This is a genomic window from Pandoraea pnomenusa (assembly GCF_040391475.1).
In the GTDB taxonomy this organism is placed as follows: Bacteria; Pseudomonadota; Gammaproteobacteria; order Burkholderiales; family Burkholderiaceae; genus Pandoraea; species Pandoraea pnomenusa_C.
Window position 1 is genome coordinate 101,416 of the sequence record NZ_JBEBXS010000003.1, and the last position, 24,889, is coordinate 126,304.

The 24,889-nt window shown below is 63.6% G+C and carries 25 protein-coding genes; 9 read left to right on the top strand and 16 right to left on the bottom strand.

Annotated elements, in window-relative coordinates; translation table 11 throughout:
* Positions 1-28: 28 nt before the first annotated feature.
* The 7 genes from iscA to uvrB form a co-directional block, all read right to left on the bottom strand.
* Positions 29-352: an iron-sulfur cluster assembly protein IscA gene (gene iscA / locus ABWO90_RS04610; RefSeq protein WP_353190024.1), complete on the bottom strand. Its 324-nt coding sequence runs from the start codon at positions 350-352 to the stop codon at positions 29-31.
* A 31-nt stretch (positions 353-383) separates the two neighbouring features.
* Positions 384-791, bottom strand: coding sequence for a Fe-S cluster assembly scaffold IscU (gene iscU, locus ABWO90_RS04615; protein WP_353190025.1), 408 nt, complete (start codon positions 789-791; stop codon positions 384-386).
* An 18-nt stretch (positions 792-809) separates the two neighbouring features.
* Positions 810-2,033, bottom strand: coding sequence for an IscS subfamily cysteine desulfurase (locus ABWO90_RS04620; protein WP_353190026.1), 1,224 nt, complete (start codon positions 2,031-2,033; stop codon positions 810-812).
* A 31-nt stretch (positions 2,034-2,064) separates the two neighbouring features.
* Complete coding sequence (iscR, locus tag ABWO90_RS04625) at positions 2,065-2,592, bottom strand: Fe-S cluster assembly transcriptional regulator IscR (RefSeq protein WP_353190027.1); 528 nt, start codon at positions 2,590-2,592, stop codon at positions 2,065-2,067.
* Positions 2,593-2,708: 116 nt separating this feature from the next.
* Positions 2,709-4,817, bottom strand: a complete 2,109-nt coding sequence (locus ABWO90_RS04630) for a site-specific recombinase (RefSeq protein ID WP_353190028.1) — start codon at positions 4,815-4,817, stop codon at positions 2,709-2,711.
* 153 nt (positions 4,818-4,970) lie between these two features.
* On the bottom strand, positions 4,971-5,447 hold the full coding sequence (locus tag ABWO90_RS04635; RefSeq protein WP_353190029.1) for a low molecular weight protein-tyrosine-phosphatase: 477 nt from the start codon (positions 5,445-5,447) through the stop codon (positions 4,971-4,973).
* Between the two features lie 7 nt (positions 5,448-5,454).
* Positions 5,455-7,542 (bottom strand): excinuclease ABC subunit UvrB, encoded by a 2,088-nt coding sequence (gene uvrB, locus ABWO90_RS04640; protein WP_353190030.1) that lies wholly within the window; start codon positions 7,540-7,542, stop codon positions 5,455-5,457.
* 353 nt (positions 7,543-7,895) lie between these two features.
* Here uvrB and ABWO90_RS04645 point away from each other — a divergent pair, with 353 nt between their 5' ends.
* Together ABWO90_RS04645 and ABWO90_RS04650 are read left to right on the top strand one after the other, a co-directional pair.
* Positions 7,896-9,095, top strand: coding sequence for an amino acid aminotransferase (locus ABWO90_RS04645; RefSeq protein ID WP_353190031.1), 1,200 nt, complete (start codon positions 7,896-7,898; stop codon positions 9,093-9,095).
* A gap of 218 nt (positions 9,096-9,313) precedes the next feature.
* Positions 9,314-10,555 carry a polyhydroxyalkanoate depolymerase gene (locus tag ABWO90_RS04650; RefSeq protein WP_353190032.1) on the top strand — a complete coding sequence of 414 codons (1,242 nt, stop codon included), beginning with the start codon at positions 9,314-9,316 and terminating at the stop codon, positions 10,553-10,555.
* Between the two features lie 90 nt (positions 10,556-10,645).
* Here ABWO90_RS04650 and ABWO90_RS04655 read toward each other — a convergent pair whose 3' ends face one another.
* Positions 10,646-11,284, bottom strand: coding sequence for a TetR family transcriptional regulator (locus ABWO90_RS04655; RefSeq protein ID WP_353190033.1), 639 nt, complete (start codon positions 11,282-11,284; stop codon positions 10,646-10,648).
* A gap of 104 nt (positions 11,285-11,388) precedes the next feature.
* Here ABWO90_RS04655 and rsxB point away from each other — a divergent pair, with 104 nt between their 5' ends.
* Entirely contained in the window at positions 11,389-12,249 is an 861-nt protein-coding gene (gene rsxB / locus ABWO90_RS04660; protein WP_353190034.1) for an electron transport complex subunit RsxB, read from the top strand.
* 54 nt (positions 12,250-12,303) lie between these two features.
* Complete coding sequence (nth, locus tag ABWO90_RS04665; RefSeq protein ID WP_353190035.1) at positions 12,304-12,948, top strand: endonuclease III; 645 nt, start codon at positions 12,304-12,306, stop codon at positions 12,946-12,948.
* A 129-nt stretch (positions 12,949-13,077) separates the two neighbouring features.
* Here the strand turns inward: nth and ABWO90_RS04670 are convergent, their stop codons facing one another.
* Both ABWO90_RS04670 and ABWO90_RS04675 read right to left on the bottom strand, forming a co-directional pair.
* Positions 13,078-13,671: a malonic semialdehyde reductase gene (locus ABWO90_RS04670; RefSeq protein WP_353190036.1), complete on the bottom strand. Its 594-nt coding sequence runs from the start codon at positions 13,669-13,671 to the stop codon at positions 13,078-13,080.
* 120 nt (positions 13,672-13,791) lie between these two features.
* The gene (locus ABWO90_RS04675) at positions 13,792-14,736 is read right to left on the bottom strand and encodes a DMT family transporter (RefSeq protein WP_353190037.1); all 945 of its coding nucleotides are present in this window, start codon (positions 14,734-14,736) and stop codon (positions 13,792-13,794) included.
* Positions 14,737-14,890: 154 nt separating this feature from the next.
* Here ABWO90_RS04675 and ABWO90_RS04680 point away from each other — a divergent pair, with 154 nt between their 5' ends.
* Positions 14,891-15,322 (top strand): DUF1841 family protein, encoded by a 432-nt coding sequence (locus tag ABWO90_RS04680; RefSeq protein ID WP_353190038.1) that lies wholly within the window; start codon positions 14,891-14,893, stop codon positions 15,320-15,322.
* Positions 15,323-15,467: 145 nt separating this feature from the next.
* Here the strand turns inward: ABWO90_RS04680 and ABWO90_RS04685 are convergent, their stop codons facing one another.
* Both ABWO90_RS04685 and ABWO90_RS04690 read right to left on the bottom strand, forming a co-directional pair.
* Positions 15,468-15,881: a c-type cytochrome gene (locus ABWO90_RS04685; protein WP_502922541.1), complete on the bottom strand. Its 414-nt coding sequence runs from the start codon at positions 15,879-15,881 to the stop codon at positions 15,468-15,470.
* Between the two features lie 25 nt (positions 15,882-15,906).
* Complete coding sequence (locus ABWO90_RS04690; RefSeq protein ID WP_353190039.1) at positions 15,907-16,260, bottom strand: c-type cytochrome; 354 nt, start codon at positions 16,258-16,260, stop codon at positions 15,907-15,909.
* Positions 16,261-16,541: 281 nt separating this feature from the next.
* Here ABWO90_RS04690 and ABWO90_RS04695 point away from each other — a divergent pair, with 281 nt between their 5' ends.
* The 4 genes from ABWO90_RS04695 to ABWO90_RS04710 all read left to right on the top strand — a co-directional run bounded on the left by ABWO90_RS04695 (position 16,542) and on the right by ABWO90_RS04710 (position 20,336).
* Complete coding sequence (locus ABWO90_RS04695) at positions 16,542-17,384, top strand: AAA family ATPase (RefSeq protein WP_353190040.1); 843 nt, start codon at positions 16,542-16,544, stop codon at positions 17,382-17,384.
* A gap of 13 nt (positions 17,385-17,397) precedes the next feature.
* Complete coding sequence (locus tag ABWO90_RS04700) at positions 17,398-18,573, top strand: vWA domain-containing protein (RefSeq protein ID WP_353190041.1); 1,176 nt, start codon at positions 17,398-17,400, stop codon at positions 18,571-18,573.
* A 138-nt stretch (positions 18,574-18,711) separates the two neighbouring features.
* Complete coding sequence (locus ABWO90_RS04705; RefSeq protein ID WP_353190042.1) at positions 18,712-19,908, top strand: benzoate/H(+) symporter BenE family transporter; 1,197 nt, start codon at positions 18,712-18,714, stop codon at positions 19,906-19,908.
* A gap of 86 nt (positions 19,909-19,994) precedes the next feature.
* On the top strand, positions 19,995-20,336 hold the full coding sequence (locus tag ABWO90_RS04710) for a DUF2322 family protein (RefSeq protein WP_353190239.1): 342 nt from the start codon (positions 19,995-19,997) through the stop codon (positions 20,334-20,336).
* A gap of 140 nt (positions 20,337-20,476) precedes the next feature.
* Here the strand turns inward: ABWO90_RS04710 and ABWO90_RS04715 are convergent, their stop codons facing one another.
* From ABWO90_RS04715 to htpG, 4 genes are all read right to left on the bottom strand, one after another.
* Positions 20,477-21,319 (bottom strand): class I SAM-dependent methyltransferase, encoded by an 843-nt coding sequence (locus ABWO90_RS04715; protein WP_353190043.1) that lies wholly within the window; start codon positions 21,317-21,319, stop codon positions 20,477-20,479.
* Positions 21,320-21,415: 96 nt separating this feature from the next.
* Complete coding sequence (locus ABWO90_RS04720) at positions 21,416-21,955, bottom strand: DNA-deoxyinosine glycosylase (protein ID WP_353190044.1); 540 nt, start codon at positions 21,953-21,955, stop codon at positions 21,416-21,418.
* Between the two features lie 5 nt (positions 21,956-21,960).
* The gene (locus ABWO90_RS04725) at positions 21,961-22,557 is read right to left on the bottom strand and encodes a chorismate--pyruvate lyase family protein (protein ID WP_353190045.1); all 597 of its coding nucleotides are present in this window, start codon (positions 22,555-22,557) and stop codon (positions 21,961-21,963) included.
* A gap of 227 nt (positions 22,558-22,784) precedes the next feature.
* Positions 22,785-24,671 carry a molecular chaperone HtpG gene (gene htpG, locus ABWO90_RS04730; RefSeq protein WP_353190046.1) on the bottom strand — a complete coding sequence of 629 codons (1,887 nt, stop codon included), beginning with the start codon at positions 24,669-24,671 and terminating at the stop codon, positions 22,785-22,787.
* Positions 24,672-24,889 lie beyond the last annotated feature (218 nt).

The window sequence follows — 24,889 nt, forward strand, 5'->3', positions numbered from 1 at the left end:
CGGCGCGACATCACCGGTGTCGTCAGTGTCAGACGCGGAAGGATTCGCCGCAGCCGCACTCATCCTTGACGTTCGGATTGTTGAAGCGGAACCCTTCGTTCAGGCCTTCGCGAGCGAAGTCCAGCTCAGTGCCGTCAATGTACGGCAGGCTCTTCGGATCGACGATCACCTTCACGCCGTGGCTTTCGAAGACCGTGTCCTCGCCCGCCACTTCGTCGGCGTACTCCAGCTTGTAGGCCAGGCCCGAGCAACCAGTCGTCTTCACGCCCAGCCGCAGGCCCACGCCCTTGCCGCGCCGCGTCAGATAACGCGAAACGTGCTGCGCGGCCTTCTCGGTCAATGTAACGGCCATCTTTGCCTGATTCCTTTATCGGTCGTGCCGATCACGCAGCCGCAGCGGCATCGGCCGACTGGCCGTGCTTCTGCTTGTAGTCGGCAACGGCGGCCTTGATGGCGTCTTCGGCCAGGATCGAGCAGTGGATCTTCACCGGCGGCAGTGCCAGTTCCTGCGCGATTTCCGTGTTCTTGATGGAAAGCGCCTGATCCAGCGTCTTGCCCTTGACCCATTCGGTCACCAGCGACGACGAAGCGATCGCCGAGCCGCAACCGTAGGTCTTGAACTTGGCGTCTTCGATCACGCCTTCTTCGTTCACGCGAATCTGCAGCTTCATCACGTCGCCGCACGCCGGTGCGCCGACCATGCCCGTGCCAACGGCGTCGTCGCCCTTCTCGAACGAACCGACGTTACGCGGGTTTTCGTAGTGATCCAGAACTTCCTTGCTGTACGACATGGCTAACTCCTTGAATGCTCAGTGTGCGGCCCACTGGATCGAATTCAGATCGACCCCGTCCTTGTACATTTCCCACAGCGGCGAAAGATCGCGCAGCTTGCCGATCTTGCTCTTGAGCAGTTCGACCACGTAGTCGACTTCCTGCTCGGTCGTGAAACGACCCACCGTGAAGCGAATCGAGCTGTGCGCCAGTTCGTCGTTACGACCCAGGGCACGCAAGACATACGAAGGCTCCAGCGACGCCGACGTGCAGGCCGAACCCGACGACACGGCAACGTCCTTGATCGCCATGATGAGCGACTCGCCTTCGACAAAGTTGAAGCTGATGTTCAGGTTGTGCGGGACACGTCGTTCCATGTCGCCGTTCACATAGACCTCTTCCATTTCGGTCAGGCCCTTGAGCAGACGATCGCGCAGCATGCGCACGCGCTCGTTCTCGACAGCCATTTCCTCACGTGCCAGACGGAACGCCTCGCCCATGCCCACGATCTGGTGCGTGGCGAGCGTGCCCGAACGCATGCCGCGCTCGTGACCGCCGCCGTGGATCTGCGCTTCGATGCGCACACGCGGCTTGCGGCGAACATACAGCGCGCCGATACCCTTCGGACCATACGTCTTGTGCGCCGAGAACGACATCAGGTCGACCTTCAGCTTGGCCAGATCGATCGGCATCTTGCCGGTCGCCTGAGCGGCGTCGACGTGGAAAATGATGCCCTTCTCTCGGCAGATCTCGCCGATGGCCTCGATGTCCTGAATCACGCCGATTTCGTTGTTCACCGCCATGACCGACACCAGAATCGTGTCCGGACGCAGCGCGGCCTTGAGCACGTCGAGGTCGAGCAGACCGTCGTCCTTCACATCCAGATAGGTGACTTCGAAGCCTTCGCGCTCCAGCTCACGCGTGGTGTCGAGCACGGCCTTGTGCTCGGTCTTCACCGTAATCAGGTGCTTGCCCTTGCCTTGATAGAAGTGCGCCGCACCCTTCAGGGCGAGGTTGTTCGATTCGGTGGCGCCGGACGTCCACACGATCTCGCGCGGATCGGCGTTCACCAGCTTGGCAACTTCCTCGCGTGCCTCTTCCACTGCCTGCTCGGCAGCCCAGCCGAACGAGTGGCTGCGCGATGCCGGGTTACCGAACTGCTCGCGCAGGTAAGGCAACATCTTGTCCACGACGCGCGGGTCAATCGGCGTCGTGGCGCTGTAGTCCATGTAGATGGGGAGGTTGAGGGTGTCGTTTTTCATGGGGTGCTCCAGGATCGTGCCGTGGCGCCTGTTATGAACGGGCCATATCGAAGACCGAATTGGGAATGCGCGTCGCGATGGTCTGATTGTTCGTACCGGACTCGCGCGTGTCGCGCAGAACGGCCTGCTGGGCCTGTTTGCTGCGCTGCTGCTCGACGAGGTCGCGCAGCGAAACCGAATCGAGATACTCGACCATTTTCTGGTTGAGTGTCGCCCACAACTCGTGCGTCATGCAGTGGCCGCGATGGCCGTCCTGGCCCTTCTCGCAATTGCCCTTGCTGCCGCACTGCGTGGCGTCGAGCGGTTCGTCGACGGCGATGATGATGTCCGCGACCGTCACCTCTTCCGCGCGGCGCGCGAGACTGTACCCGCCGCCCGGACCGCGCACGCTCTCCACGATCTCGTGGCGGCGCAGCTTACCGAACAACTGTTCCAGATAAGAGAGGGAAATTCGCTGACGCTGACTAATGCCCGCAAGCGTCACGGGACCCGCGTCCTGGCGCATGGCCAGGTCGATCATCGCCGTGACGGCGAAACGGCCTTTCGTGGTAAGTCTCATGATGATGCAGGGGATTAATCTCGACTATTTTCGTCAAGTATAAATTCCCTACGAATTTAGTCAAGTACTTCTGGCGCACTTTTTGCGGAAGTTCCGTCGCCCGTTTGTGAAAATTCTCATTTTTCGGGACGTGCCTCAGTCTGCGGCGAGCGCAGCGGGAACAGCAGCACCAGGGGATTGCGCAGCACGGCGCGCCAGATGGCGCGATGGATTTGCCGGCGGTCGCCCAATCGCAGTGGACGCGATCGGAGCGCCATATGGAATGCTAACGCAAAACTGACACCGACGTTGAGCAGCGCCATCGATCCGACCCCGGCGACGGCCATCCAAAGTGCGGGGTCGCGCAGCACCGGGAGGCCGATCACGCCGATGGACGTGGCAATGGCCCCCGTCGACAGCGTGACGTGCCGGACCTCGAACGGCAATGCAAACGCCGTGAGAATCGCTGGCACCAACCCCAGCATGAAGCCGAGCGTGAGGTTGCCGAGTACCGGCGCAATATGACGCCGGCACGCGTCGGCGATGCGCGCCGCGCCCTGGCGCCCGAATACGAAACGCAACCGACGGTTGTACGCAAGCACGTCGCCAACGCCGTGCAGCGCAAACCAGTTGTCGGCCCAGCCGGATATCAGGCTCGAACACCATAGCAACACGCCGGTCAGCGCGGCGAAGAACGGCGTGACACCCAGAATCGAGAATGAGCTCAGCGTGGCGTGCGCCTTCTCCGGCGGGATCGTATTCATGCCGAGCGCCGCCGAGACGGCCCACTGCACCAGCAGACAGAACGGAAATACCATCGCCAGATTGCCGAAGATGGCCGCCGCTTGCGTACGCACCAGCGCGATCACCTCACCGACGAAGGCGTCCATACCGGCCGGCGTGTCCACGTCATCGAGCTTGCTGGCGATGGCCGGGGCCGTCATGGCCGGCTGTTTCGTCGCCAGCGTGAAGTGGCAGAAATGCATGAAGAGGAAGCAGATCGCGTAGTTCGCCCCGGCGAGGAAGCCTTCGACGATCGTCGGCAGGTGTGCGCTCGTGATCAGGAACTTGACGTAGACGGTCACCACCGTCACGAGCCCGCCACCGCAGGCCATCTTGAGCATCGTGAAGTATTCGCTGCGGGTCTGGGCGATGTAGTGCTCGCCCGTCTCGGCGCTGCGCTCCACGACCTTGCGTGCGAGCAGGCCGAACGACGTTCGTGCCAGCTCGCCTACGCTCTGGCTGGCCTGATTGGCCCGCACCAGATCGGCCAGCAGTTTCACGCGCGCCACGGCACGCTCCCCCGGTTCGCCCTGCGTGAGCCACGCGTCGAGCAGACGCTCCAGTCGCCGGATTCTCGCCTTCGTGCGCTCTACCTGAAAGACGATATCCACGCTCACGCCGTTTTCATCGAGATGCGCATAGACCTGACGCACGGCGCGCCCGCAGTCGTCGAGCAGCGCGCGGAACACATTGATTTGCTGCACGAAGCGCTGCGACGCCGGAGCGCCGTGGGCAAACTCCGCCCCGGCGTCTTCGAGTTCCTGCATCGCGCGCCCAAGCCGATAGAACGGCGACTCGGTCACGCGCGGGTACGGCAGGCGCGTACGCACCGCCTGCGACAGTCCGGTCGACGCGATCTGGTCGACGAGGTGATGCATCGCAGCGAGCAGATCCTGCGCGAATGGGTTCCAGTCGACGTTGTCGTCCTCGTCCTGGCCGAAGTGCAGCAAGGCGATGAGGTCCGCCAGCAACGCCGGGGGCATGGCGGCGATCCAGTCCGCCGCCCCGCCGTCCGGGAACATCAGCGAACAGAGCGCCGAGAGATCGCGTCGCGTGGGCGGCGGCGGGATCAGCGCCTTTTCGATACGCTCGACCAGCGCGCTCCAGAACCCGGGGCGCACCGGCATGCCGGTATCGCACAGCAGCGAAATGGCGTCGCTCTCATTGATGACACTGCGCAGCGTGCGTGCCACCGGCAGACGCCACGCCGGGTTGCGTTCGAGCATCTGCAGCAGGTAGCGCAGGCGCGTGTGCGGACGATAGCGCGCCGCCTCGCCCGCCGCCCGGTCCTCATTGACGAGCGCACCGCGCTTTTGCACCCAATGCGCCAACTCGATCAGCCACTGATTGCGAACGGCCAGTGGCGCATCCGGATCGGCATGCGCGAGCAGTTCGTCGAGCTGATGGCCGGCGTGACGCGAAGCGCGCCATTTACGCCAGTACGAGGTGAGCGAATTGAACATCGATGAGCGGGCGGGTGAAGTGAAGACGTGAGACGGGGAAAACTGCGGGAGAACGTGAATACGGCAAATACGGCCGAGTGGCGCGCAAGCGCGCGCCGCGATGGGGCGAATGATAGCCCCATCGGCATCGGTCGCGAAAGTGCGAGACGCCGCTCAGGCGTTCTTTTCGAGCCGGGCCAACAGGCCGTCGAGGCCGTCTTCGATGTAGTCGAGCACGGTCTCGAAGCCTTGCGCGCCGCCGTAGTACGGATCGGGCACCTCGGTGGCGTCGTGCCGCGTTGCGAAGTCCATCAATCGCACGATCTTGTGACGATACTCGGCCGGGCACCGCGCCAGGAGCTCTGACACGTTGGCGTTGTCCATCGCCACGATCCACTCGAAGCGCTCGAAGTCGTCGGCGGCGACGCGTCGTGCGCGCAACGCACTCAGGTCGTAGCCGCGCCGTTCGGCGGCCGCCTGGGTGCGATCATCCGGCGCGTGTCCGATGTGATAGCTGTGCGTGCCCGCAGAATCGACGGCCACAACATCGGTCAGCCCCGCAGCTGCCAGGCGATGACGGAAGATGCCGTCGGCACTGGGCGACCGGCAGATGTTGCCCATGCAGACGAAAAGGACGGAAGTTTGCTTCATACGCCCCTCACGCCTTCGGTCCCAACTCGGCTTCGCTCGCGCCGTCCGTGCCGAACACCAGCGCCTTCACGTGCAGCAACTGGTCGCGCACCTTGGCGGCCTTCTCGAACTCGAGGTTGCGGGCGTGCTCCTGCATCTGTTTCTCGAGTTTCTTGATTTCGCGGGCCAACTGCTTTTCCGACATGTCCTGATAGTGAGCCTGCTCCTTCGCCTCGGCGAGTTCCGCCTTCGCGTCCTGCGGATCGTAGACACCGTCGATGATGTCCTTGATGCGCTTCTTCACGCCCTGCGGCACGATGCCGTTCGCCTCGTTGTGCGCCGTCTGCTTTGCGCGGCGACGCTCCGTCTCGCTGATGGCCCGCTTCATCGAATCGGTCATCTTGTCCGCGTACAGAATGGCCGTGCCATTGACGTTACGCGCGGCGCGCCCGATCGTCTGAATCAACGACCGCTCGGCACGCAGGAAGCCCTCCTTGTCCGCATCGAGAATGGCCACGAGCGACACTTCCGGAATATCCAGGCCCTCACGCAGCAAGTTGATCCCGACGAGCACGTCGAATGCGCCCAATCGCAGATCGCGGATGATCTCCACCCGCTCGACGGTGTCGATATCGCTGTGCAGATAGCGGACCTTCACGCCGTTATCCGAGAGGTATTCGGTGAGCTGCTCGGCCATGCGCTTCGTGAGCGTGGTCACCAGCACCCGCTCCTCCACGGCCACGCGCTTGTTGATCTCCGAGAGCACATCGTCGACCTGCGTGCGCGCCGGACGCACCTCGATGATCGGATCGACGAGGCCCGTCGGACGCACCACCTGCTCGACCACCTGCCCCGTGCGCTTGCCTTCGTAATCGGCCGGCGTGGCCGACACGAAGATTGCCTGGCGCATCTTGCGTTCGTACTCGGCAAACTTGAGCGGACGGTTATCGAGCGCGGACGGCAGGCGGAACCCGTAGTTCACGAGGTTCTCCTTGCGCGCACGGTCGCCGTTGTACATGCCGTTGAACTGCCCGATGAGCACGTGCGACTCGTCGAGGAACATCAGGGCGTCGGGGGGCAGATAGTCGACGAGCGTGGGCGGCGGCTCGCCCGGCGCCGCGCCGGACAAGTGTCGCGAGTAGTTTTCGATGCCCTTGCAGAAGCCCAGCTCCTGCAACATTTCCAGATCGAAGCGCGTGCGTTGTTCGAGTCGCTGCGCCTCGACGAGCTTGCCTTCCTTATAGAAGAAGTCGAGCCGCTCGCGCAGTTCGTCCTTGATGGTCTCGATGGCGCGCAACACCGTCTCGCGCGGCGTTACGTAGTGTGAGGACGGGTACACCGTGAATCGCGGCACCTTCTGCCGCACCCGGCCGGTGAGCGGATCGAACAGTTGCAGCGTATCGACTTCGTCGTCGAACAATTCCACACGAAGCGCCAGCTCCGCGTGCTCGGCCGGGAAGATGTCAATGGTGTCGCCGCGCACGCGGAACGTGCCGCGTCCGAAATCCGTTTCGTTGCGCGAGTACTGCATGGCGATCAGCCGCGCGATGATCTCGCGCTGCCCAAGTTTGTCGCCCTGGCGCACCGTCAGAATCATCTGGTGGTATTCGCTCGGATTGCCGATACCGTAAATCGCCGACACGGTCGCCACGATCACCACGTCGCGCCGCTCCAGCAGGCTCTTGGTCGCCGACAGGCGCATCTGCTCGATGTGCTCGTTGACCGACGAATCCTTCTCGATGAAGAGATCGCGCTGCGGCACGTACGCTTCCGGCTGGTAGTAGTCGTAGTACGAGACGAAATACTCCACCGCATTTCGCGGGAAGAATTCGCGGAACTCCGAGTAGAGCTGTGCGGCGAGTGTCTTGTTCGGCGCGAATACGATGGCCGGGCGACCGAGGCGCGCGATGACGTTGGCCATCGTGAACGTCTTGCCAGAGCCCGTCACGCCGAGCAGGGTCTGGAACGCCAGTCCGTCCTCCACACCCTCGCTCAACGCGGCGATCGCCGTAGGCTGGTCGCCGGCGGCAGGGAACGGACAGTAGAGCTGATAAGGCGAATCCGGGAACGTGAGGAACTTGCTTTCGTCGAGATCGTTGTCAGCCGCAGGGGTCATGGCGGGGGCGCGAGCATGAGAGACGTAATCTGGCATTCTAGCGCGTCGGACGATTCCCTGAGTCCGATGGGTGACAGGAGCGGAGCGCGAGGAGAAGCGCGTCGATCGTCGCAAAAGGCGCGGTCCCGGCGGCATGGCTTCCCGGCGCCGCGCGCAAGCGATTTCACCGATTTCTGGCCAATTTCTGGCATTCCGTGGCAGTTTTCGTGCCGAAATACGGTCAATTCACACGGTAGCGGGCAGTGTTTACCACAAGCGCGGGTAATCTTCGCTAAAATAGCGAGTTGGGCCGATCCTGCGTTAGTTGCAGCCGACCCGCTGCATTTTCCTACTACCTGCCTCGAGCCGTCGAAATGACTCTCTTTTCCGCTGTCGAACTCGCCCCGCGCGACCCCATCCTTGGCCTGAACGAAGCCTACAACGCCGATCACCGCACGAATAAGGTGAACCTGGGCGTCGGCGTGTATTTCAATGCGGAAGGCAAACTGCCCCTGCTCAAGGCCGTGAAGGCAGCGGAAGAACAACGCGTGGCCGCCGGTCTGCCGCGCGGCTACCTCCCGATGGAAGGCATTGCCGCCTACGACAAGGCCGTGCAGGAAATGCTGTTCGGCAAGGAATCGCCCGTGCTGACCGAAGGCCGCGTGGTCACCGCCCAGGCACTCGGCGGCACTGGCGCCCTGAAGATCGGCGCCGACTTCCTCAAGCAACTGAACCCGAACGCTACGGTCGCCATCAGCGATCCGAGCTGGGAAAACCACCGTGCCCTGTTCACGACCGCCGGCTTCAACGTCGTGTCGTACCCGTACTACGACGCCGAATCGCACGGCGTGAACCTCTCGGGCATGCTCGACATGCTGGGCCAGGAGCCGGAAGGCACGATCGTCGTGCTGCACGCCTGCTGCCACAACCCGACCGGCGTCGACCTGACGATGGACCAGTGGGCGCAAGTCGTGGAAGTCGTGAAGGCCCGCAAGCTGGTGCCGTTCCTCGACATCGCCTACCAGGGCTTCGGTGACGGCATCGATGCCGACGCCGCCGTGGTGCGTCTGTTCGCCGCCTCGGGCCTGAACTTCTTCGTATCGAGCTCGTTCTCGAAGTCGTTCTCGCTGTACGGCGAGCGCGTGGGCGCCCTGTCGATCGTCACGAGCAGCAAGGACGAAACGACCCGCGTGCTCTCGCAACTCAAGCGCGTGATCCGCACCAACTACTCGAACCCGCCGACGCACGGTGGCTCGGTCGTCGCCGCCGTGCTGGGCAACGCCGAACTGCGTGCCCTGTGGGAAGAAGAACTGGCCGAAATGCGCGAGCGTATCCGCGCGATGCGTCTGGCACTGGTCGAGAAGCTGCGCGCCCACGGGGTCGAGCGCGACTTCTCGTTCGTGATCAAGCAGCGCGGCATGTTCTCGTACTCGGGTCTGACGGCCGACCAGGTCGAGCGTCTGCGCGAAGAGTTCGGCATCTATGCCGTGAGCACGGGCCGTATCTGCGTGGCCGCGCTCAACGACAAGAACATCGACCACGTCGCTTCGGCCATCGCCCAAGTGCTGCGCTAATCGCGCCAGCGTGCCCCGATGAGAAAGCCCGCCGCCCGGCGGGCTTTTTTTGTACCCCCGCTTGTTGCGTCGCAGCAACGATAGCTTATATCAATGATATCGATAAGCTAACACTATCGATCTGATGCGGATTTGCCATATATCAGGGTTATGCTGCGTTGCACACCCGCGATAAACGGTTGCATAATTCCCCCACCATCCGCCTCAGGGCACACAACATGCTGTATCAGATTCATGAGTACAACCGCGCGTGGCTGAATCCCCTCACCACGTGGGCCAAGGCTGCGGCGACGACGTTCGTCACCCCGGGCAGCCTGCTTTCGATGATGCCGGGCGCCCCGCGCATCGCCGCCGGTTACGAGCTGCTGTACCGGCTCGGCAAAGACTACGAAAAACCCGAATTCAACATCAAGGCGGTCGAAGTCGACGGCCATAACATTCCCGTCGTCGAAATGACGGCGATGGAAAAGCCGTTCTGCCGCCTGCTGCGCTTCAAGCGCTATGCCGACGACGCCAGCGCCGTCGGTCAGCTCAAGGACGATCCGGTGGTGCTGGTCGTGGCACCGCTCTCGGGCCACCACGCCACGCTGCTGCGCGACACGGTCACGACACTGCTCAAGGACCACAAGGTCTACATCACCGACTGGGTCGATGCCCGCATGGTGCCGCTCGAAGCCGGCGCGTTCCATCTGGATGATTACGTCGGCTACATCCAGGAGTTCATTCGCCATATCGGCGCAGAGAACCTGCATGTGATCTCGGTGTGCCAGCCGACGGTACCGGTGCTCGGCGCGATTTCGCTCATGGCGTCGAATGGCGAGAAAACGCCTAAAACCATGACGATGATGGGTGGCCCCATCGACGCGCGCAAGAGTCCCACCTCGGTCAATTCGCTCGCGACGAACAAGTCGTTCGAGTGGTTCGAGAATCACGTGATTCACCCGGTGCCGGCCAACTACCCGGGCTCGGGACGCCTGGTCTATCCGGGCTTCCTGCAGCATGCCGGGTTCGTCGCGATGAATCCGGACCGCCACCTGAAGTCGCACTGGGATTTCTATCTGGACCTGATGCGCGGCGACAACGACGACGCCGACTCGCACCGCCGCTTCTACGACGAGTACAACGCCGTGCTCGACATGGCGGCCGAGTATTACCTCGACACGATCAAGACGGTCTTCCAGGACTTCAGCCTGGCACGCGGCACATGGGATGTGTCCGGCGAGCGTGTGCGTCCGCAGGACATCAAGACCACGGCGCTCTTCACCATCGAAGGCGAGCTGGACGACATCTCGGGCAGCGGTCAGACGCAGGCGGCGCACGAACTGTGCACCGGCATCCCGGCCAAGCGCCGGGCGCACTTCACTGCACCGTCGTGCGGCCACTACGGGATCTTCTCGGGCAGCCGCTGGCGCAACGTGATCTATCCGCAAATCCGCGACTTCATCGCCAAGCACGGCTGATCGTCGATCGCGCCGCCATACGAAAACCGCCGCGAGGGCTTCGGCCCACGCGGCGGTTTTTGTTTCTGGCGAGCGCCCGATCGGCGAAGATCAGCGCACGCGCAGCGAATCGAGCAGCATCCGCGTATTGAAATCGGAATAGGATTTGCGCGGCTCCCCCACCATCACGTCGCGGCCCATGACGATGGACAGCGTGTGGCGGTTCGACATGACGTAATACCCCATGGCGGAAATTGTCACGTACAGGTCCACGGGATCGACGCCAACACGAATCTCGCCGCTGGCTTCCCCGCGCTTGAGCGTTTCCGTCAGCAATTCGACGATGGGCGAAATCTGCTGACGAATCTCCGTCGACTGACGCATCGACTTGGCTTCATGCAGATTCTCGTTATTGATGAGCCGGATGAGCTCGGGGTGCTCGGCGTAGTAGTCCCACACGAAATGGGCCAGCTCGGCCACGGCGTCGAGCGGCGCAAGCACGTCGAGCTTGAGCGCGTGTTCCGCGCGATTGAACTCTCCATAGACCTCTTCGAGCACGGCCAGATAGAGCTGGTCCTTGTTGCCGAAGTAGTAGTACAGCATGCGTTCATTGATGTCGGCTCGGCGGGCGATGCTGTCCACGCGTGCACCGCTCGAACCACGTTCCGCAAATTCCTCGATCGCCGCGGCGAGAATGCGCTGGCGGGTGCGTTCGGGGTCCCGTTTGATCTTCGTTTCTGATGTTGTCATGATCGGCCGGTCGTTCTCATCGGGCGGAATTATGGCACAACGGTTTCAGTGTTTCCGCAAAATGCAGGATAATTCGACTTTCCGCCGAATCCCCCACAACAGACGTGTCCGAAGTCACCGCGCTCGCCCAGCGCATCGATGCCCTATTGCCCCAGACGCAGTGCACCAAGTGCGGTTACGACGGATGCCGCCCGTACGCCGACGCCATTGCCAGCGGGCAAGCCAACTATAACCAATGTCCGCCGGGCGGTGCAGAGGGCGTCGCACGCCTGGCAAAACTGCTCGGCCGCCCTGTCATCGCACTCAATCCGGAGAACGGCGTGGAGCGCGCCCGCCCGCGCGCCGTCATCGACGAGTCGCTGTGCATCGGCTGCACGCTCTGCTTGCAGGCCTGCCCCGTCGACGCCATCATCGGCGCGGCGAAACTCATGCACACCGTGATCGAAGACCGTTGCACGGGCTGCGATCTGTGCGTGCCGCCCTGCCCGGTGGACTGCATCGACATGGTGCCGGTGACCGGCGAGCGCACGGGCTGGGACGCCTGGTCGTCAACGCAGGCCGACGAGGCACGTACGCATTTCGAAGCGCATCAGGCGCGTCTGGCGAAGGAAAAGGCCGAGCGCGAAGCACGACTGGCCGCGCGCGCGGCACGCGTCGCCGAAAATAACGCGCCGAAGGCATCGGAAGCACCATCGGATACGACATCGACGCCCTCGCCGGTTTCATCTGCCGACACTCAAACTCCGCAACCCGCCGTGGACGATGCGGCCGCCGCGGCGGCACGCAAGCAGGCCATCATCCAGGCCGCACTGGAGCGCGCCCGCCAGAAGAAGGCCGCACTCGCCGCCGAGGGACTCGGGCCGAAGAATACCGAGAACGTTTCGGCATCCGTGCAGGCACAGATCGACGAAGCCGAAGCGCGACGCAAGCGTCTCGGCATCGCCCCCGACGACGACAAGGCGTAGACCGGCGCCCGTCACTTTCGCAACCATCACAAGACCGACCGCGCGCCACCCGCCATGAACGACGCCAAACGCCGTGCCCTGTTCGAGACGCTGCAACAGCTCAATCCGAATCCGACGACCGAGCTGGAATACACGTCGCCGTTCGAGTTGCTGATCGCCGTGCTGCTCTCGGCGCAGGCCACCGACGTCTCCGTCAACAAGGCCACCCGCAAGCTGTACGCCGTCGCGAACACCCCGGCCAAAATGCTTGCGCTGGGCGAAGCCGGCGTCTCCGATTACATCAAGACCATCGGCCTGTACCGGACGAAGGCAAAGAATGTCATTGCCACCTGCCGATTGCTCCTCGACGTGCATGGCGGTGAAGTGCCGCGCTCTCGCGAAGCGCTCGAAGCGCTGCCGGGCGTGGGACGCAAGACGGCCAACGTGGTGCTCAACACGGCATTCGGCGAAGACACGATTGCCGTCGACACGCATATCTTCCGCGTGGCGAATCGCACTGGCCTCGCGCCCGGCAAAGACCCGCTGGCCGTGGAACTGGCACTGGAGCGCGTCACGCCGCGCGAATTCAAGCACGATGCCCACCACTGGCTCATCCTGCACGGCCGTTATGTGTGCAAGGCGCGCAAGCCGGAGTGCTGGCACTGTGCCATCGAGCCGCTTTGCGACTTCCGTCCGAAGACGCCGGCCCCCAGGGCCTGACGCCACACCGGCCAGCGAATACGTCACAAACAAAACGGGCGGCCCGATAATCGGGACCGCCCGTTTTGCTGATCTCGGGGATCGTTCTGCCCCGTCAGGCGCAGGACATCACGACCTCACGGCAACGACTCAGATGATGCGCGCCGCTTCGTCGAACGACAGACGCGGATTGCGCGGGAACAGTTGCGCCTGATCGCCGTAGCCCAGATTGCAGATGAAGTTCACACGCCATTCCGTACCGGCGAAGAACGTGTCGTTGACCTTCTGTGCGTCGAAGCCGGCCATCGGGCCGCAGTCGAGCCCCAGCGCGCGTGCCGCGAGAATGAAGTAACCGCCTTGCAGCGAGCTGTTCATGTGCGCCGCACCGGCGGCCTTGGCAGCGTCGCCCGAGAACATCGGCACCATCTTTTCGGCACCGTTCGGGAACAGCTTCGGCAGGTGCTCGTAGAACTTCAGGTCGTAGGCGATGATCGCCGTCACCGGGGCGGTGCGCGTCTTCTCGACGTTGCCCGGCGCCATGCATTCGACCAGCCTGGCCTTCGCTTCCTGGCTCTTCACGAAGACGATGCGCGCAGGCGTGGTGTTGGCCGACGTCGGGCCCCACTTCACGAGGTCGTACAGCTCACGCAGCGTTTCGTCGCTGACCGGCTTGTCGAGCCACACGTTGTGCGTGCGGGCATCGGTGAACAGTTGGGCGATGGCTTCTTTGGCGATGGTGCTCATTACGATTGACCTCGGGTGGTGAATTGCAAACGTTGGGCGATTGTACCGTCGTCGCGACGCACGCGCTGACGCGGCAAAAAACCCCCTGCAGCTGCCGCTCCCCCCTCCCCCGACCACTCATCAACCGCCCGACGACGTCCCACGCGCAGACAGCCACACCACCCCGGCCAGAATCAGCACCCCGCCGCCCAGCTGTGCCGGGGTAAGCGTTTCGCCCAGCAGCATGGCGGCGAGCAGAACGGTGACCACCGGCTCCAGCGTGGAGAGCATCGATGCGCGGCCCGCGCCGAGTCGCTGCAACCCGGCAAAGAACGTGAGAATCGCAATGACCGTCGAGCACACGGCAATGGCGACGAGCGCCGCCCATCCGCCCGCGCCGGAAGGCCAGTGCAACGGCGCACCCTGCGACGCGCGCACCGCCGCCATCAATCCGAACGAGACGGTGGCCGCCAGACAGACCAGCGTTGCCGTGGCACGGGCATCGACACCCCGCGTCAGCTTGGCGCCAACGACGATATAGCCCGAATAAATCAACGCCGCCGCCACGGCCAGCACCATGCCCAGCGGCTGGCCTTGCCCACCGCCCACCGTGAGTGCCGTACCGAGTGAGCAAAGCAACAGCGCGCCGAGCTTCACCGGCGTGAGGCGTTCATGCAGGAAGACCGCCGCCAGCATCGTCACGAAGACCGGGTAGAGATAGAGCAGAAGCGCCACGAGCGACGCTTGCGCGTATTGCAATGCCCCGAAGAAGCAAAGGGACTGGCCGACGTAGCCGATACCGCCCATCAGCGCGATGCCCAATGCCTGACGCCGCGATGGAAACCTCACGCGCCGTACCCGACACCAGCCGAGCAGCAGCATCGCCGCCACGAAAAAGCGGAACAGCAGCATGGCAAACATGTCGGCCCCGGCGGCCGACGCCGCCCGCGCGAAGATCGCCATCGCGCCGAATGCCGAGGCCGATACGGCGATCAGCACCACGCCCGCCCACGCCGAAGGCGGGGGGGTGGATGGCGTGACGTGAACATCGCCGCGAGCGGCGCAGGCGCGAGGGCTTTGCGACATGATTAGGCAAATTGAGCGACAATACGGCGTGTTTTCCAAGCGTTACCGGCGCGTTCCGTTCATGGCGGAGCCGCCCGGCGTATGGCTTGCAGCCGGGGATCAGTCTCCGGCATTGTAGCCACGGCACGCCCCACAAGAACCCCACGGAGTCCCCATGTTCAATCCGAGCCGCGACGAAGTCCGGCAATTCTTCTGTACCACCTGGCAAAAGCAGCGCAGCGGCAGCATTCTCACGCCACTGGAGACCATTGCCGCCGACTGGATACAGGAACACCCCGAATATCACGATGCGCTCGCCGACACCGACGAGGCCAGCGCGCGCGACTACTCGCCGGAGGCCGGGCAGACCAACCCGTTCCTGCATCTGTCGATGCATCTGGCCATCAGCGAGCAGGTCTCGATCGATCAGCCGCCGGGCATTCGCGCTGCGTATGAAAAGCTGACGAACCGCCTCGACTCGCCGCACGAGGCCCAGCATCGCATCATGGAGTGCCTGGGCCAGACGCTCTGGGAAGCGCAACGCAGCGGCCAGCCGCCCGACTCGGATGCCTACCTCCAGCGCATCGAGCAACAGGCATCGCGCTGAACGGCGAAGCACGGACGCGCCCGGACACCGAACGGCAGCCTCCACGCGACGAGCCACGCCGCGACAGCGCCGAGGCTCACAACACGAAACGACGGCCACCCATCGGGTAGCCGTCGTTTTTTGTGGACCTTTCCTGCGCTGCGGCTTACTTCTTCGTGACGAGATCGCCCGGCAGCGATTCGATGTAGGCCGCAATGTCCTTCAATTCCTGCGACGTGAACGGACGCGGCTTGCCGTCCTTGCCCACGGTGGCCGGATTGGACATGACCTGCGTCTTCATGATTGCATTGCTGCGACCGAACACCAGGCTGGTTTCGTTCTGGTACGCACGCAGGGCGTTATAGAGATAGTCCTGATACTGACCGGCCAGCTTCGGGTACTCGGGCGTGATCGGCGCGTTCAGATTGGCACCGTGGCAGCTCGCGCACATGCCCTTCTCGACGAGCGCCTTGCCGTTGGCCACGTTGCCGGCAGCGAACGCCGCGCCGGACACCAGGGCGCCGAGCGTCAGGGAAGCCGTCACGGCGGCTCGGGTCATTGCATACATCGAAAGCTTCATCGTGTTCTCCTCAGCCACGCACGTTTTATTTCTGGGGATTGACCGGCGTCGATGCCGACTGGGCCGCGTAGTAGGCGGCGATGTCGACGACATCCTGCTCGGTCAACGTGGCTGCGATGGCGTGCATCGACTGGAACTTGCGGTCGCCCTTCTTGTACTCGTTCAGGGCGTTTTCGATGTACTTCGCGTTCTGCCCGCCGATGCGGGGCACGTGATACACCTCGGGATACGCGGTGCGATAGTCGGGGATGCCGTGGCATCCGATGCACATCGCGACCTTGTTTCTCGCGTTCTCGAGGTTTGGCTTGAGTTCGGCCGCATGAAGCGTGAGCGATGTGCTGCCAAGCGCTAGCGCCATCATCGTGAGGAACTTTTTCATGGTCTTCTTGGGAACGTTTTTGGTTGGAATACCGGCCCGCAACACGCAGGTCGTCGTCCCGGCTCCAAGGCCGCCGACCTGTGAAAAAAGCAATCGATTGTAACCCACACCCCGCGCCCCGCAAACTCGGGGGTGACCCGCACAGTTCTCCGAAGTTTTTTCGCAAACCCTTGATCGAAAGGCACATTTTCATTGCCCGAGCGAGCCGTATGCGCAATGTCTTATACTGAACTTTTTCCCTGCCCGGCCAGACGGCCGGCTGTTTGCGGACGGTTCAGACAATGCGCTTCGAAGGCTCTTCCCAGTACGTCGCCACCGACGACCTCAAGCTCGCCGTAAACGCGGCGGCCACGCTCCAACGTCCGCTGCTCATCAAGGGCGAACCCGGCACCGGCAAGACCATGCTCGCGGAGGAAGTCGCCGCCGCGCTCGACATGCCGCTGCTCCAGTGGCACGTCAAGTCCACGACCAAGGCGCAGCAAGGCCTGTACGAATACGACGCCGTGTCGCGTCTGCGCGACTCGCAACTGGGCGACGAGCGCGTGCGCGACATCGCCAACTACATCGTCAAGGGCGTGCTGTGGCAGGCATTCGAGGCCGACCAGCCGGTCGTCCTGCTGATCGACGAGATCGACAAGGCCGACATCGAATTTCCCAACGATCTGCTGCGTGAACTCGACCGCATGGAGTTCTACGTCTACGAGACACGCCAGTTGATCAAGGCGCGCCACCGGCCGCTCGTCATCATCACGTCGAACAACGAGAAGGAACTGCCCGACGCCTTCCTGCGCCGCTGTTTCTTCCACTACATCAAGTTCCCCGAGCCGGCCACGATGCAGTCGATCATCGACGTGCATTTCCCGAACATTCGTCGCGAACTGGTGAACGCCGCGATGGCCACGTTCTTCGAAGTGCGCGAGATCCCGGGCCTGAAGAAGAAGCCCTCGACGTCCGAGCTGATCGACTGGCTCAAGCTGTTGATGGCCGAGGAAATCGGCCCCGAAGCCCTGCGCAGCGCCGACAACAAGCTGGCGATTCCGCCGCTCGCGGGCGCGTTGCTCAAGAACGAGCAGGACATGCACCTGTTCGAGCGTCTCGTGTTCATGAATCGCGCCAACCGGTAAGCGCGCCAACGTCATGCTGATCGACTTCTTCTACACCTTGCGCGCGGCCAAACTGCCGGTGTCGGTCAAGGAATACCTCACGCTGCTCGAAGCGCTGCAGCGTCAGGTCATCGCGCCCTCGCTCGACGAGTTCTACTACCTGGCGCGCCTCTCGCTCGTGAAGGACGAGAAGCATTACGACAAGTTCGATCAGGCGTTCGGTGCGTATTTCAAGGGCGTGCAGCAAGCGGTCGATGCGTCGGGCGAAGTGCCGCTCGAATGGCTCAAGAAGCGCATGCAACGCGAGTTGTCCCCCGAGGACAAGGCGCGCATTCAGGCGCTGGGCGGGCTCGACAAGCTCATGGAGCGGCTCAAGCAACTGTTCGACGAGCAGAAAGGCCGTCACGAAGGCGGCAACAAGTGGATCGGCACGGGCGGCACGTCGCCCTTCGGCAACGGCGGATTCAACCCCGAAGGCATTCGCATCGGCGGCCAAAGCAATGGCAACCGCACGGCGGTCAAGGTGTGGGACCAGCGCACGTATCGCGATTACGACGACGCCGTCGAACTCGGCACGCGCAACATCAAGGTCGCCCTGCGTCGCCTGCGAAAGTTCGCCCGCGAGGGCGCCGCAGAAGAGCTCGACCTCGACGACACCATCCGCTCGACGGCCGCCAACGCCGGATGGCTCGACCTGAAACTGGTGCCCGAGCGTCACAACAACGTGAAGGTGCTGATGCTGCTCGACGTGGGCGGCTCGATGGACGATCACATCGCGCGTACCGAAGAGCTGTTCTCGGCGGCAAAGTCCGAATTCAAGCATCTCGAGTTCTACTACTTCCACAACTGCGTGTACGACTATCTGTGGCGGCAGAACCGACGCCGTCACAGCGAACGCTTCGACACGTGGGACGTGCTTCGCAAGTATCCGCCCGATTACAAGCTGATCTTCGTGGGCGACGCCACCATGAGTCCCTACGAAGTCCTGCAACCGGGCGGCTCGGTCGAGTACAACAACAAGGAAGCCGGTGCGGTGTGGCTGCGCCGGTTCATCGACCGCTACCCGCATCACGCCTGGCTCAATCCGGAGCCCGAGGGGATATGGCAATATCGCCAGTCGATCTCGGTCATCCGTCAGCTCTTCGCGAATCGGATGTACCCGATTACGCTCGCCGGGCTGGAGTCGGCCATGCGCGTGCTAAGCAAGTAAGCGTCGCCTTCGGGCGCCGCACACGACGGCGGCGCCTCGTGCCCTCCCTGCAGGCATCGGTCGTCGGGCATCGCGCGTCGCGCGTCGCGTGACCGCCCATCACAACAACAACGTAACAACGAGAGACAGGCTTCCATCATGACGTCCAGCACGACTCCCCTGCCGCCCCTCCGGCCGTTGGCAGACACGTCGCCATCGGCCATCGTGGCCGGCTTCGTGGCCATGATGACGGGCTACACCAGCTCGCTCGTCCTGATGTTCCAGGCCGGACAGGCCGCGCACCTGTCGGCGGCGCAGATTTCGTCGTGGATCTGGGCGCTATCGATCGGCATGGGCCTGACGACCATCGGGCTGTCGTTGCGCTACCGCACGCCGGTGGTGATCGCGTGGTCGACACCGGGCGCCGCGCTGCTGATCACGTCGCTGCCGGGCGTACCGTATGGCGAAGCGATCGGGGCATTCATCGTCTGCAACGCGCTCATTGCACTCTGCGGGCTGACCGGCGGGTTCGAGACCATCATGCGGCGCGTGCCGCCCGCGCTGGCATCGGCATTGCTCGCGGGGATTCTGTTTCGCATCGGGCTGGAGATCTTCGTGGCCGCCCAGCACCAGACGGCGCTCGTGCTCTCGATGTTCTTCACCTACCTTGTCGTCAAGCGCCTCGCATCGCGCTACGCGATTCTGCTGGCGCTGATCGTGGGAACGGCGGTCGCGGGCGGGCTGGGGCTACTCGACTTCAGCCATTTCAACGTCTCGCTGGCCAAGCCGGTGTGGACGACGCCGTCGTTCTCGCTGTCGGCCACGATCAGCATTGCGATTCCGCTGTTCGTCGTGGCGATGGCCTCGCAGAACGTGCCGGGGCTCGCCGTGCTGCGCGCAGACGGCTACAAGGTGCCTGCGTCGCCGCTGATTTCGACGACCGGCATTGCGTCGGTGCTGCTCGCACCGTTCGGTTCGCACGGCATTCATCTGGCGGCCATTACGGCCGCGATCTGCACCGGACGCGAAGCGCACGAAGATCCGAACAAGCGCTACACCGCCGCCGTCTGGTCCGGTGTGTTCTATCTGATCGCGGGCACGTTCGGCGCGACCATCGCAGCGCTGTTTGCGGCATTCCCGAAGGCGCTCGTCGTCTCGATCGCGGCGCTTGCGCTGTTCGGCTCGATCATGAACGGTCTGGCCAACGCCATGCACGATACGAAGCAACGCGAAGCCGCGCTCATCACGTTCATGGTGACGGCGTCGGGTCTCACGCTGCTGTCCATCGGCTCGGCGTTCTGGGGATTGATCGCGGGCGTGCTGACGCTGGCGATTCTGCAGTGGCGGCGTGCCTGAGCGGCGGCGGGTGGTACCATCCTGCCCGCAATCACATTCGACCTTTCAGCAATTTTCGTAACCGCAGGAGCAGCAACATCATGGCAGTGATCGACCCGACCCCGGTCTTCAAGGACAACCTCTCGCAAATGACGATGCAGGGCATCGTGATCGACGGTATCGCCCGTATCGAATTGCTCGATGGCGCAGGCGCCGTGGTGGCGACCATCGAGAATGCGCCGGGCAAGCAAGGCTCGCTCGCCGTGTATCACTACCTCAAGCAAGCGTTCGGCGCGCTCGATGCCAAGGCCGCCCAGCACGGTCTCGCCGTGTTCGCCGAACATACCGCCGACGCCCGCAATCGCCCGGGCGCTCACCCGAACGTCGATCGCCTGCTGGCCATCGTCGCCGGTGGCGAGACCCTGCGCATCGAGGAAATCGCTGCCTGACGTGGCGAGCGGCACCGGCGGCACGCCCGACCGGCGCCCCGTGCCACGCGTGTGCGTGGCACGCGCAAAGAAAAAGCCAGCCTCACGGCTGGCTTTTTTGCGTCTGATCGGCGCGCTTCACGCCGCGCATGCCATCGGCGTCAGATCGTCAACACCGGACCGCCGTCACCATTGGCCGAGCGCAGTTGCTTGACCCAGCGCTTCGCAGGCAGGCCCGTCGCGGCCTCGACCACCTTGGCGCGTGCCTCGACGTCCGCCCATGCCACGGATAGCTGCGGGCCGTTGAACGCGAGCACGATCACGTTGCCGTCATGCACTTCGGGGAATTCGATCACTCGATTGTCGAACGCCTGACGCAGGCGACGAATGTTTTTCGGATAGCTGTCGTGATCGCCGAACAGGTTCATCGTCAGCATGCCCGGCTCGCGCAGCGTAGCGCGGCAGGCCTTGTAGAACGCCGGCGTGTCGTGCACCGGACCACGCGCAGTGGCGTCGTAGAGATCGATCTGCAGCACATCGACGGCGCCGTGATTGGCGGCGTCGGTCACGAAGTCCCAGGCGTCCATTTCGCGCACTTTCAGGTAGCGCGAGTCGCCGGGCATATCGAACATGGTGCGTGCGGCAACGACCACGGCCGGGTTCAGCTCGACGGCGGTCACTTGCGTGCGCGGGAACTGCTTGGCGGAGAACTTGGTGATCGAGCCGGTACCGAGGCCCAGTTGCACCACGTGCTTGGGCACATGCATGAACAGCAGCCACGCCATCATCTGCTGCGCGTATTCGAGTTCGATACGGTCAGGCTTGGACAAACGCATCGCGCCTTGCACCCATTCCGTGCCGAAATGCAGGTAACGCACGCCACCCATTTCCGAGAAAGTCACCGGTGCGAAACGCGGCTTGTAGGCCGGACGCGGGGAGCGGGCGGAAGTCTCGTCGGTCACGAACGCTTCGGCTTCGATGGATTTGCGTTTGATGAGGGTCATGTGTCCTTCTGTGATGCTCGGGAAATTCCGATGGGTTCGCATTGTACCGGGTTCGCGGCAACCGCCCCCTCGGACCACTCGGAGCACTCGGACCGCTCAGGCCAGCCACTCGCGCAGCGCGAGCCACGCGTCGCGCTTCGTTGCATAGGGAATCGTGTACGCCGGGCTGCTCGATGGCAGCAACACGACCGGCAGGCCCACACCGCCCTGCGCCAGCGCACGCTGCCCGATGCGGGCCGCCGTGCCGCCGTTGAAGGCAACCGCACGCAGCGACGGCAAGGTCGCGATCAACCCGGCGAGATCGCTGCCCGCGTGCAGTCGGATGTTGCTGTCGAGGCTGCCCGCTCGGCGCGCCTGCGCCACCACGTCCCACAGCCCCACGCCATGCTGGCGCACCCTCTCGAGCCGATCGGCGTAGGTGCATGACGGCAACGGCTCACCAATCACCTCGCCGACCAGATGCCAGAAACGATTCTGCGGATGCGCATAGTACTGCTGCTGCGCGAGCGAGACTTCGCCGGGCAAACTGCCGAGAATGAGCACGCGCGTGTGGGCATCCACCACGGGCGGGAAGTTGCGTTTGAGATCGCGGAGATCCAGGGGGTTGACGGGAGCAGGTGAGTTGGCAGCGGACATGACGCTTACTCGTGCGTCTGCGCGGCGTGCGCCGCCTGCAACCGACGCCAGAATCGCGGCAGGAACGCTTCGGTCACGAGCAACGGGGCGCCGTGACGCAGAAATACGGAGCGGCGTGCCCACAACCGCGCGCGCGGGTTGGCGCCAACCAACGGGTCGCGGGCATCGTGACGCGCCCGGCCGTGCAACAGATGCCGTGGACCCAGCGGGCTCGACACCAGCACCGATCGGGTCACCGTGGGATCGTGATACAGCAGATCGGCCAGCGGACGCGTACGCAGACGACGCATCGCCTGCCAGATCGATCGGCTGTACGCGAGCGGCGTAACGCTATGCGCGACGACCACCGGCTCGCCGTCGACCAGCAAGATCACGTCGCGGGCCCACATGGGTGTACGCGGCGCAACGCCAATGGCGCGGCACTGATCGGCGTCGGCGGGCATCACGCGCTCCGCTACGACGCGCACCGTCACCCGGCCGAGCGCCGACAAATGGCGTGTGAGCGCACCGCCCCGGGTCAACCAGTCCTTGTGACGACGCGAGAGCGCCGGTGCCGGGACAGCCTGCCAGCGCCGCCCGCTTACATCGAATCGGAAAGTCATGGCTCGGCATTATAAAGGCGAGACATGTCGTCACGCCGCCCACGAAATCGTCGTCGCCCTGAATGGCGAGTTCGCGATGGGAACCCCGCCCTGCGGGCCTGCAACGCTCGCGCCGCCGCCCGGCCACGACAGCACGCAGACAAAAAAGCCCCCGCGACATTTCGACGCGGGGGCCTTCGATCGATGCGAGCCACGCGCACGAGTCCATGCTCGTCGCGTTTGCGCCATCAGCGCGCGGCGAGCAGCAGCGCGTTGGTGCGCTTCACGAACTCGGCGGGATCTTCCAGATTGCCGCCTTCGGCAAGCAACGCCTGATCGAACAGCAGATGCGACCAGTCGGACAGATCGGCGCTCTCGGCCGTGAGACGCTTGACGAGCGGGTGCTCCGGGTTGATCTCGAGAATCGGACGGAACGCCGGCATTTTCTGACCGGCCGCCTTCATCAGACGCTGGAGCGTGCCGCTCATGTCGTTCTCGTCGGACACGAGGCACGACGGCGAATCGGTCAGACGGAACGTCACGCGCACGTCCTTGGCCTTCTCGCCGAGCACTTCCTTCATCTTCTCGACGAGCGGCTTGAGGTCGTCGCTGGTCTTCTCCTGCGCGGCCTTCTCGCCGGCGTCTTCCAGCGCCCCCAGATCGAGGTCGCCGCGTGCCACGCTCACGAGCGCCTTGCCCTCGAACTCGTGCACGTAGGAGAGCATCCACTCGTCCACGCGATCCGTGAGCAGCAGCACTTCCACGCCCTTCTTGCGGAACACTTCCAGATGCGGACTGTGGCTCGCCGCCACCCAGCTCTCGGCCGTGACGTAGTAGATCTTGTCCTGACCTTCCTTCATGCGGCCAACGTAATCGGCCAGCGACACGCTTTGCTCGGCGGAGTCGTTGTGCGTGCTCGCAAAGCGCAGCAGCTTGGCAATGCGCTCACGGTTCGCCTGATCCTCGCCGGTGCCTTCCTTGAGCACCTGACCGAATGCACCCCAGAACTGCGTGTACTTCTCTTGCTGGTTCTCGGCCAGATCCTCGAGCAGACCCAGCACACGCTTCGCGCAGCCTTCGCGAATCGCCTTCACGTCGCGGCTTTCCTGCAGGATTTCACGCGACACGTTCAGCGGCAAATCGGCCGAATCGACCACCCCGCGCACGAAACGCAGATAGTTCGGCAGCAGTTGCTCGGCGTCGTCCATGATGAACACGCGCTTCACGTACAACTTCAGGCCACCTTGCGAATTGCGATCCCACAGGTCGTACGGCGCGTGCCCCGGCACATACAGCAGTTGCGTATATTCGCTGCGGCCTTCCACACGGTTATGCGTCCAGGCCAGCGGTGCCTGCATGTCGTGGGCGATGTGCTGGTAGAACTGCGTGTATTGCTCGTCGGTGATCTCGCTTTTGCTGCGAGTCCACAACGCGCTTGCCTGGTTGACGGTCTCGTCAGCCTCGGCCGGCACCATCGCCTGCTTCTCCTCGTCCCAGGTTTCGCCGCGCATGACAATCGGCAGCGAAATGTGGTCCGAGTACTTGCGGATGATCGATTGCAGTTGCCACGACGACAGCAGCTCGTCCTCGCCTTCGCGCAGGTGCAGCGTGATGGCGGTGCCGCGCGGGGCGCGCTCGATGGTCTCGACCGAGAAGTCGCCCTCGCCGGTCGACGACCAGCGCACGCCTTCTGCGGCGGGCAAACCGGCGCGACGCGACTCGACCGTCATGCGGTCCGCCACGATGAATCCGGAATAGAAGCCCACGCCGAACTGCCCGATGAGGGCGGCGTCCTTCTGCTGGTCGCCCGACAGGCGCGAGAAGAATTCCTTCGTACCGGACTTGGCGATCGTGCCCAGATGCGCGATGGCTTCCTCGCGGCTCATGCCGATGCCGTTGTCCTCGATGGTGACCGTGCGGGCGTCCTTGTCGAACGACACGCGAATCTTGAGTTCCGGATCCTGCTCGTACAGCGTCGCATTGTTGATGGCTTCGAAGCGCAGCTTGTCGGCCGCGTCCGAGGCGTTGGAGATCAGCTCGCGCAGGAAGATTTCCTTGTTGCTGTACAGCGAATGAATCATCAGTTGCAGAAGTTGTTTGACTTCTGCCTGAAAGCTCATGGTTTCTTGCGCCATGGTCGGGAACCCTCGTGGATCGGTGAGATGAATGGAATGTCGACGCGAACCGCGCTGCGGCGCACTTGCGCGCGCGCTACCGCAGCGACGGTACAGCTCGGAACATAGGGACGAGCCGCCAGCATTTCAAGGCCGGCAGGAGGGTTATTTTGCGCAGACTTACCCGAGGTTGCGCGAAATTGCGGCCTGACGCGGCCGGACGCGACGAAAGCGCCGAG

Bases quoted from the DNA above. Each gene is read 5' to 3' on its own strand.
- ABWO90_RS04725 (WP_353190045.1), bottom strand. From the start codon at position 22,557: ATGACTTTCCGATTCGATGTAAGCGGGCGGCGCTGGCAGGCTGTCCCG.
- iscR (WP_353190027.1), bottom strand. From the start codon at position 2,592: ATGAGACTTACCACGAAAGGCCGTTTCGCCGTCACGGCGATGATCGAC.
- ABWO90_RS04670 (WP_353190036.1), bottom strand. From the start codon at position 13,671: ATGAGCACCATCGCCAAAGAAGCCATCGCCCAACTGTTCACCGATGCC.
- ABWO90_RS04685 (WP_502922541.1), bottom strand. From the start codon at position 15,881: ATGAAGCTTTCGATGTATGCAATGACCCGAGCCGCCGTGACGGCTTCC.
- ABWO90_RS04695 (WP_353190040.1), top strand. From the start codon at position 16,542: ATGCGCTTCGAAGGCTCTTCCCAGTACGTCGCCACCGACGACCTCAAG.
- htpG (WP_353190046.1), bottom strand. From the start codon at position 24,671: ATGGCGCAAGAAACCATGAGCTTTCAGGCAGAAGTCAAACAACTTCTG.
- iscA (WP_353190024.1), bottom strand. From the start codon at position 352: ATGGCCGTTACATTGACCGAGAAGGCCGCGCAGCACGTTTCGCGTTAT.
- ABWO90_RS04650 (WP_353190032.1), top strand. From the start codon at position 9,314: ATGCTGTATCAGATTCATGAGTACAACCGCGCGTGGCTGAATCCCCTC.
- nth (WP_353190035.1), top strand. From the start codon at position 12,304: ATGAACGACGCCAAACGCCGTGCCCTGTTCGAGACGCTGCAACAGCTC.
- ABWO90_RS04645 (WP_353190031.1), top strand. From the start codon at position 7,896: ATGACTCTCTTTTCCGCTGTCGAACTCGCCCCGCGCGACCCCATCCTT.
- iscU (WP_353190025.1), bottom strand. From the start codon at position 791: ATGTCGTACAGCAAGGAAGTTCTGGATCACTACGAAAACCCGCGTAAC.
- ABWO90_RS04620 (WP_353190026.1), bottom strand. From the start codon at position 2,033: ATGAAAAACGACACCCTCAACCTCCCCATCTACATGGACTACAGCGCC.
- ABWO90_RS04630 (WP_353190028.1), bottom strand. From the start codon at position 4,817: ATGTTCAATTCGCTCACCTCGTACTGGCGTAAATGGCGCGCTTCGCGT.
- ABWO90_RS04635 (WP_353190029.1), bottom strand. From the start codon at position 5,447: ATGAAGCAAACTTCCGTCCTTTTCGTCTGCATGGGCAACATCTGCCGG.
- ABWO90_RS04705 (WP_353190042.1), top strand. From the start codon at position 18,712: ATGACGTCCAGCACGACTCCCCTGCCGCCCCTCCGGCCGTTGGCAGAC.
- uvrB (WP_353190030.1), bottom strand. From the start codon at position 7,542: ATGACCCCTGCGGCTGACAACGATCTCGACGAAAGCAAGTTCCTCACG.
- ABWO90_RS04680 (WP_353190038.1), top strand. From the start codon at position 14,891: ATGTTCAATCCGAGCCGCGACGAAGTCCGGCAATTCTTCTGTACCACC.
- ABWO90_RS04715 (WP_353190043.1), bottom strand. From the start codon at position 21,319: ATGACCCTCATCAAACGCAAATCCATCGAAGCCGAAGCGTTCGTGACC.
- ABWO90_RS04720 (WP_353190044.1), bottom strand. From the start codon at position 21,955: ATGTCCGCTGCCAACTCACCTGCTCCCGTCAACCCCCTGGATCTCCGC.
- ABWO90_RS04675 (WP_353190037.1), bottom strand. From the start codon at position 14,736: ATGTCGCAAAGCCCTCGCGCCTGCGCCGCTCGCGGCGATGTTCACGTC.
- ABWO90_RS04700 (WP_353190041.1), top strand. From the start codon at position 17,398: ATGCTGATCGACTTCTTCTACACCTTGCGCGCGGCCAAACTGCCGGTG.
- ABWO90_RS04655 (WP_353190033.1), bottom strand. From the start codon at position 11,284: ATGACAACATCAGAAACGAAGATCAAACGGGACCCCGAACGCACCCGC.
- ABWO90_RS04690 (WP_353190039.1), bottom strand. From the start codon at position 16,260: ATGAAAAAGTTCCTCACGATGATGGCGCTAGCGCTTGGCAGCACATCG.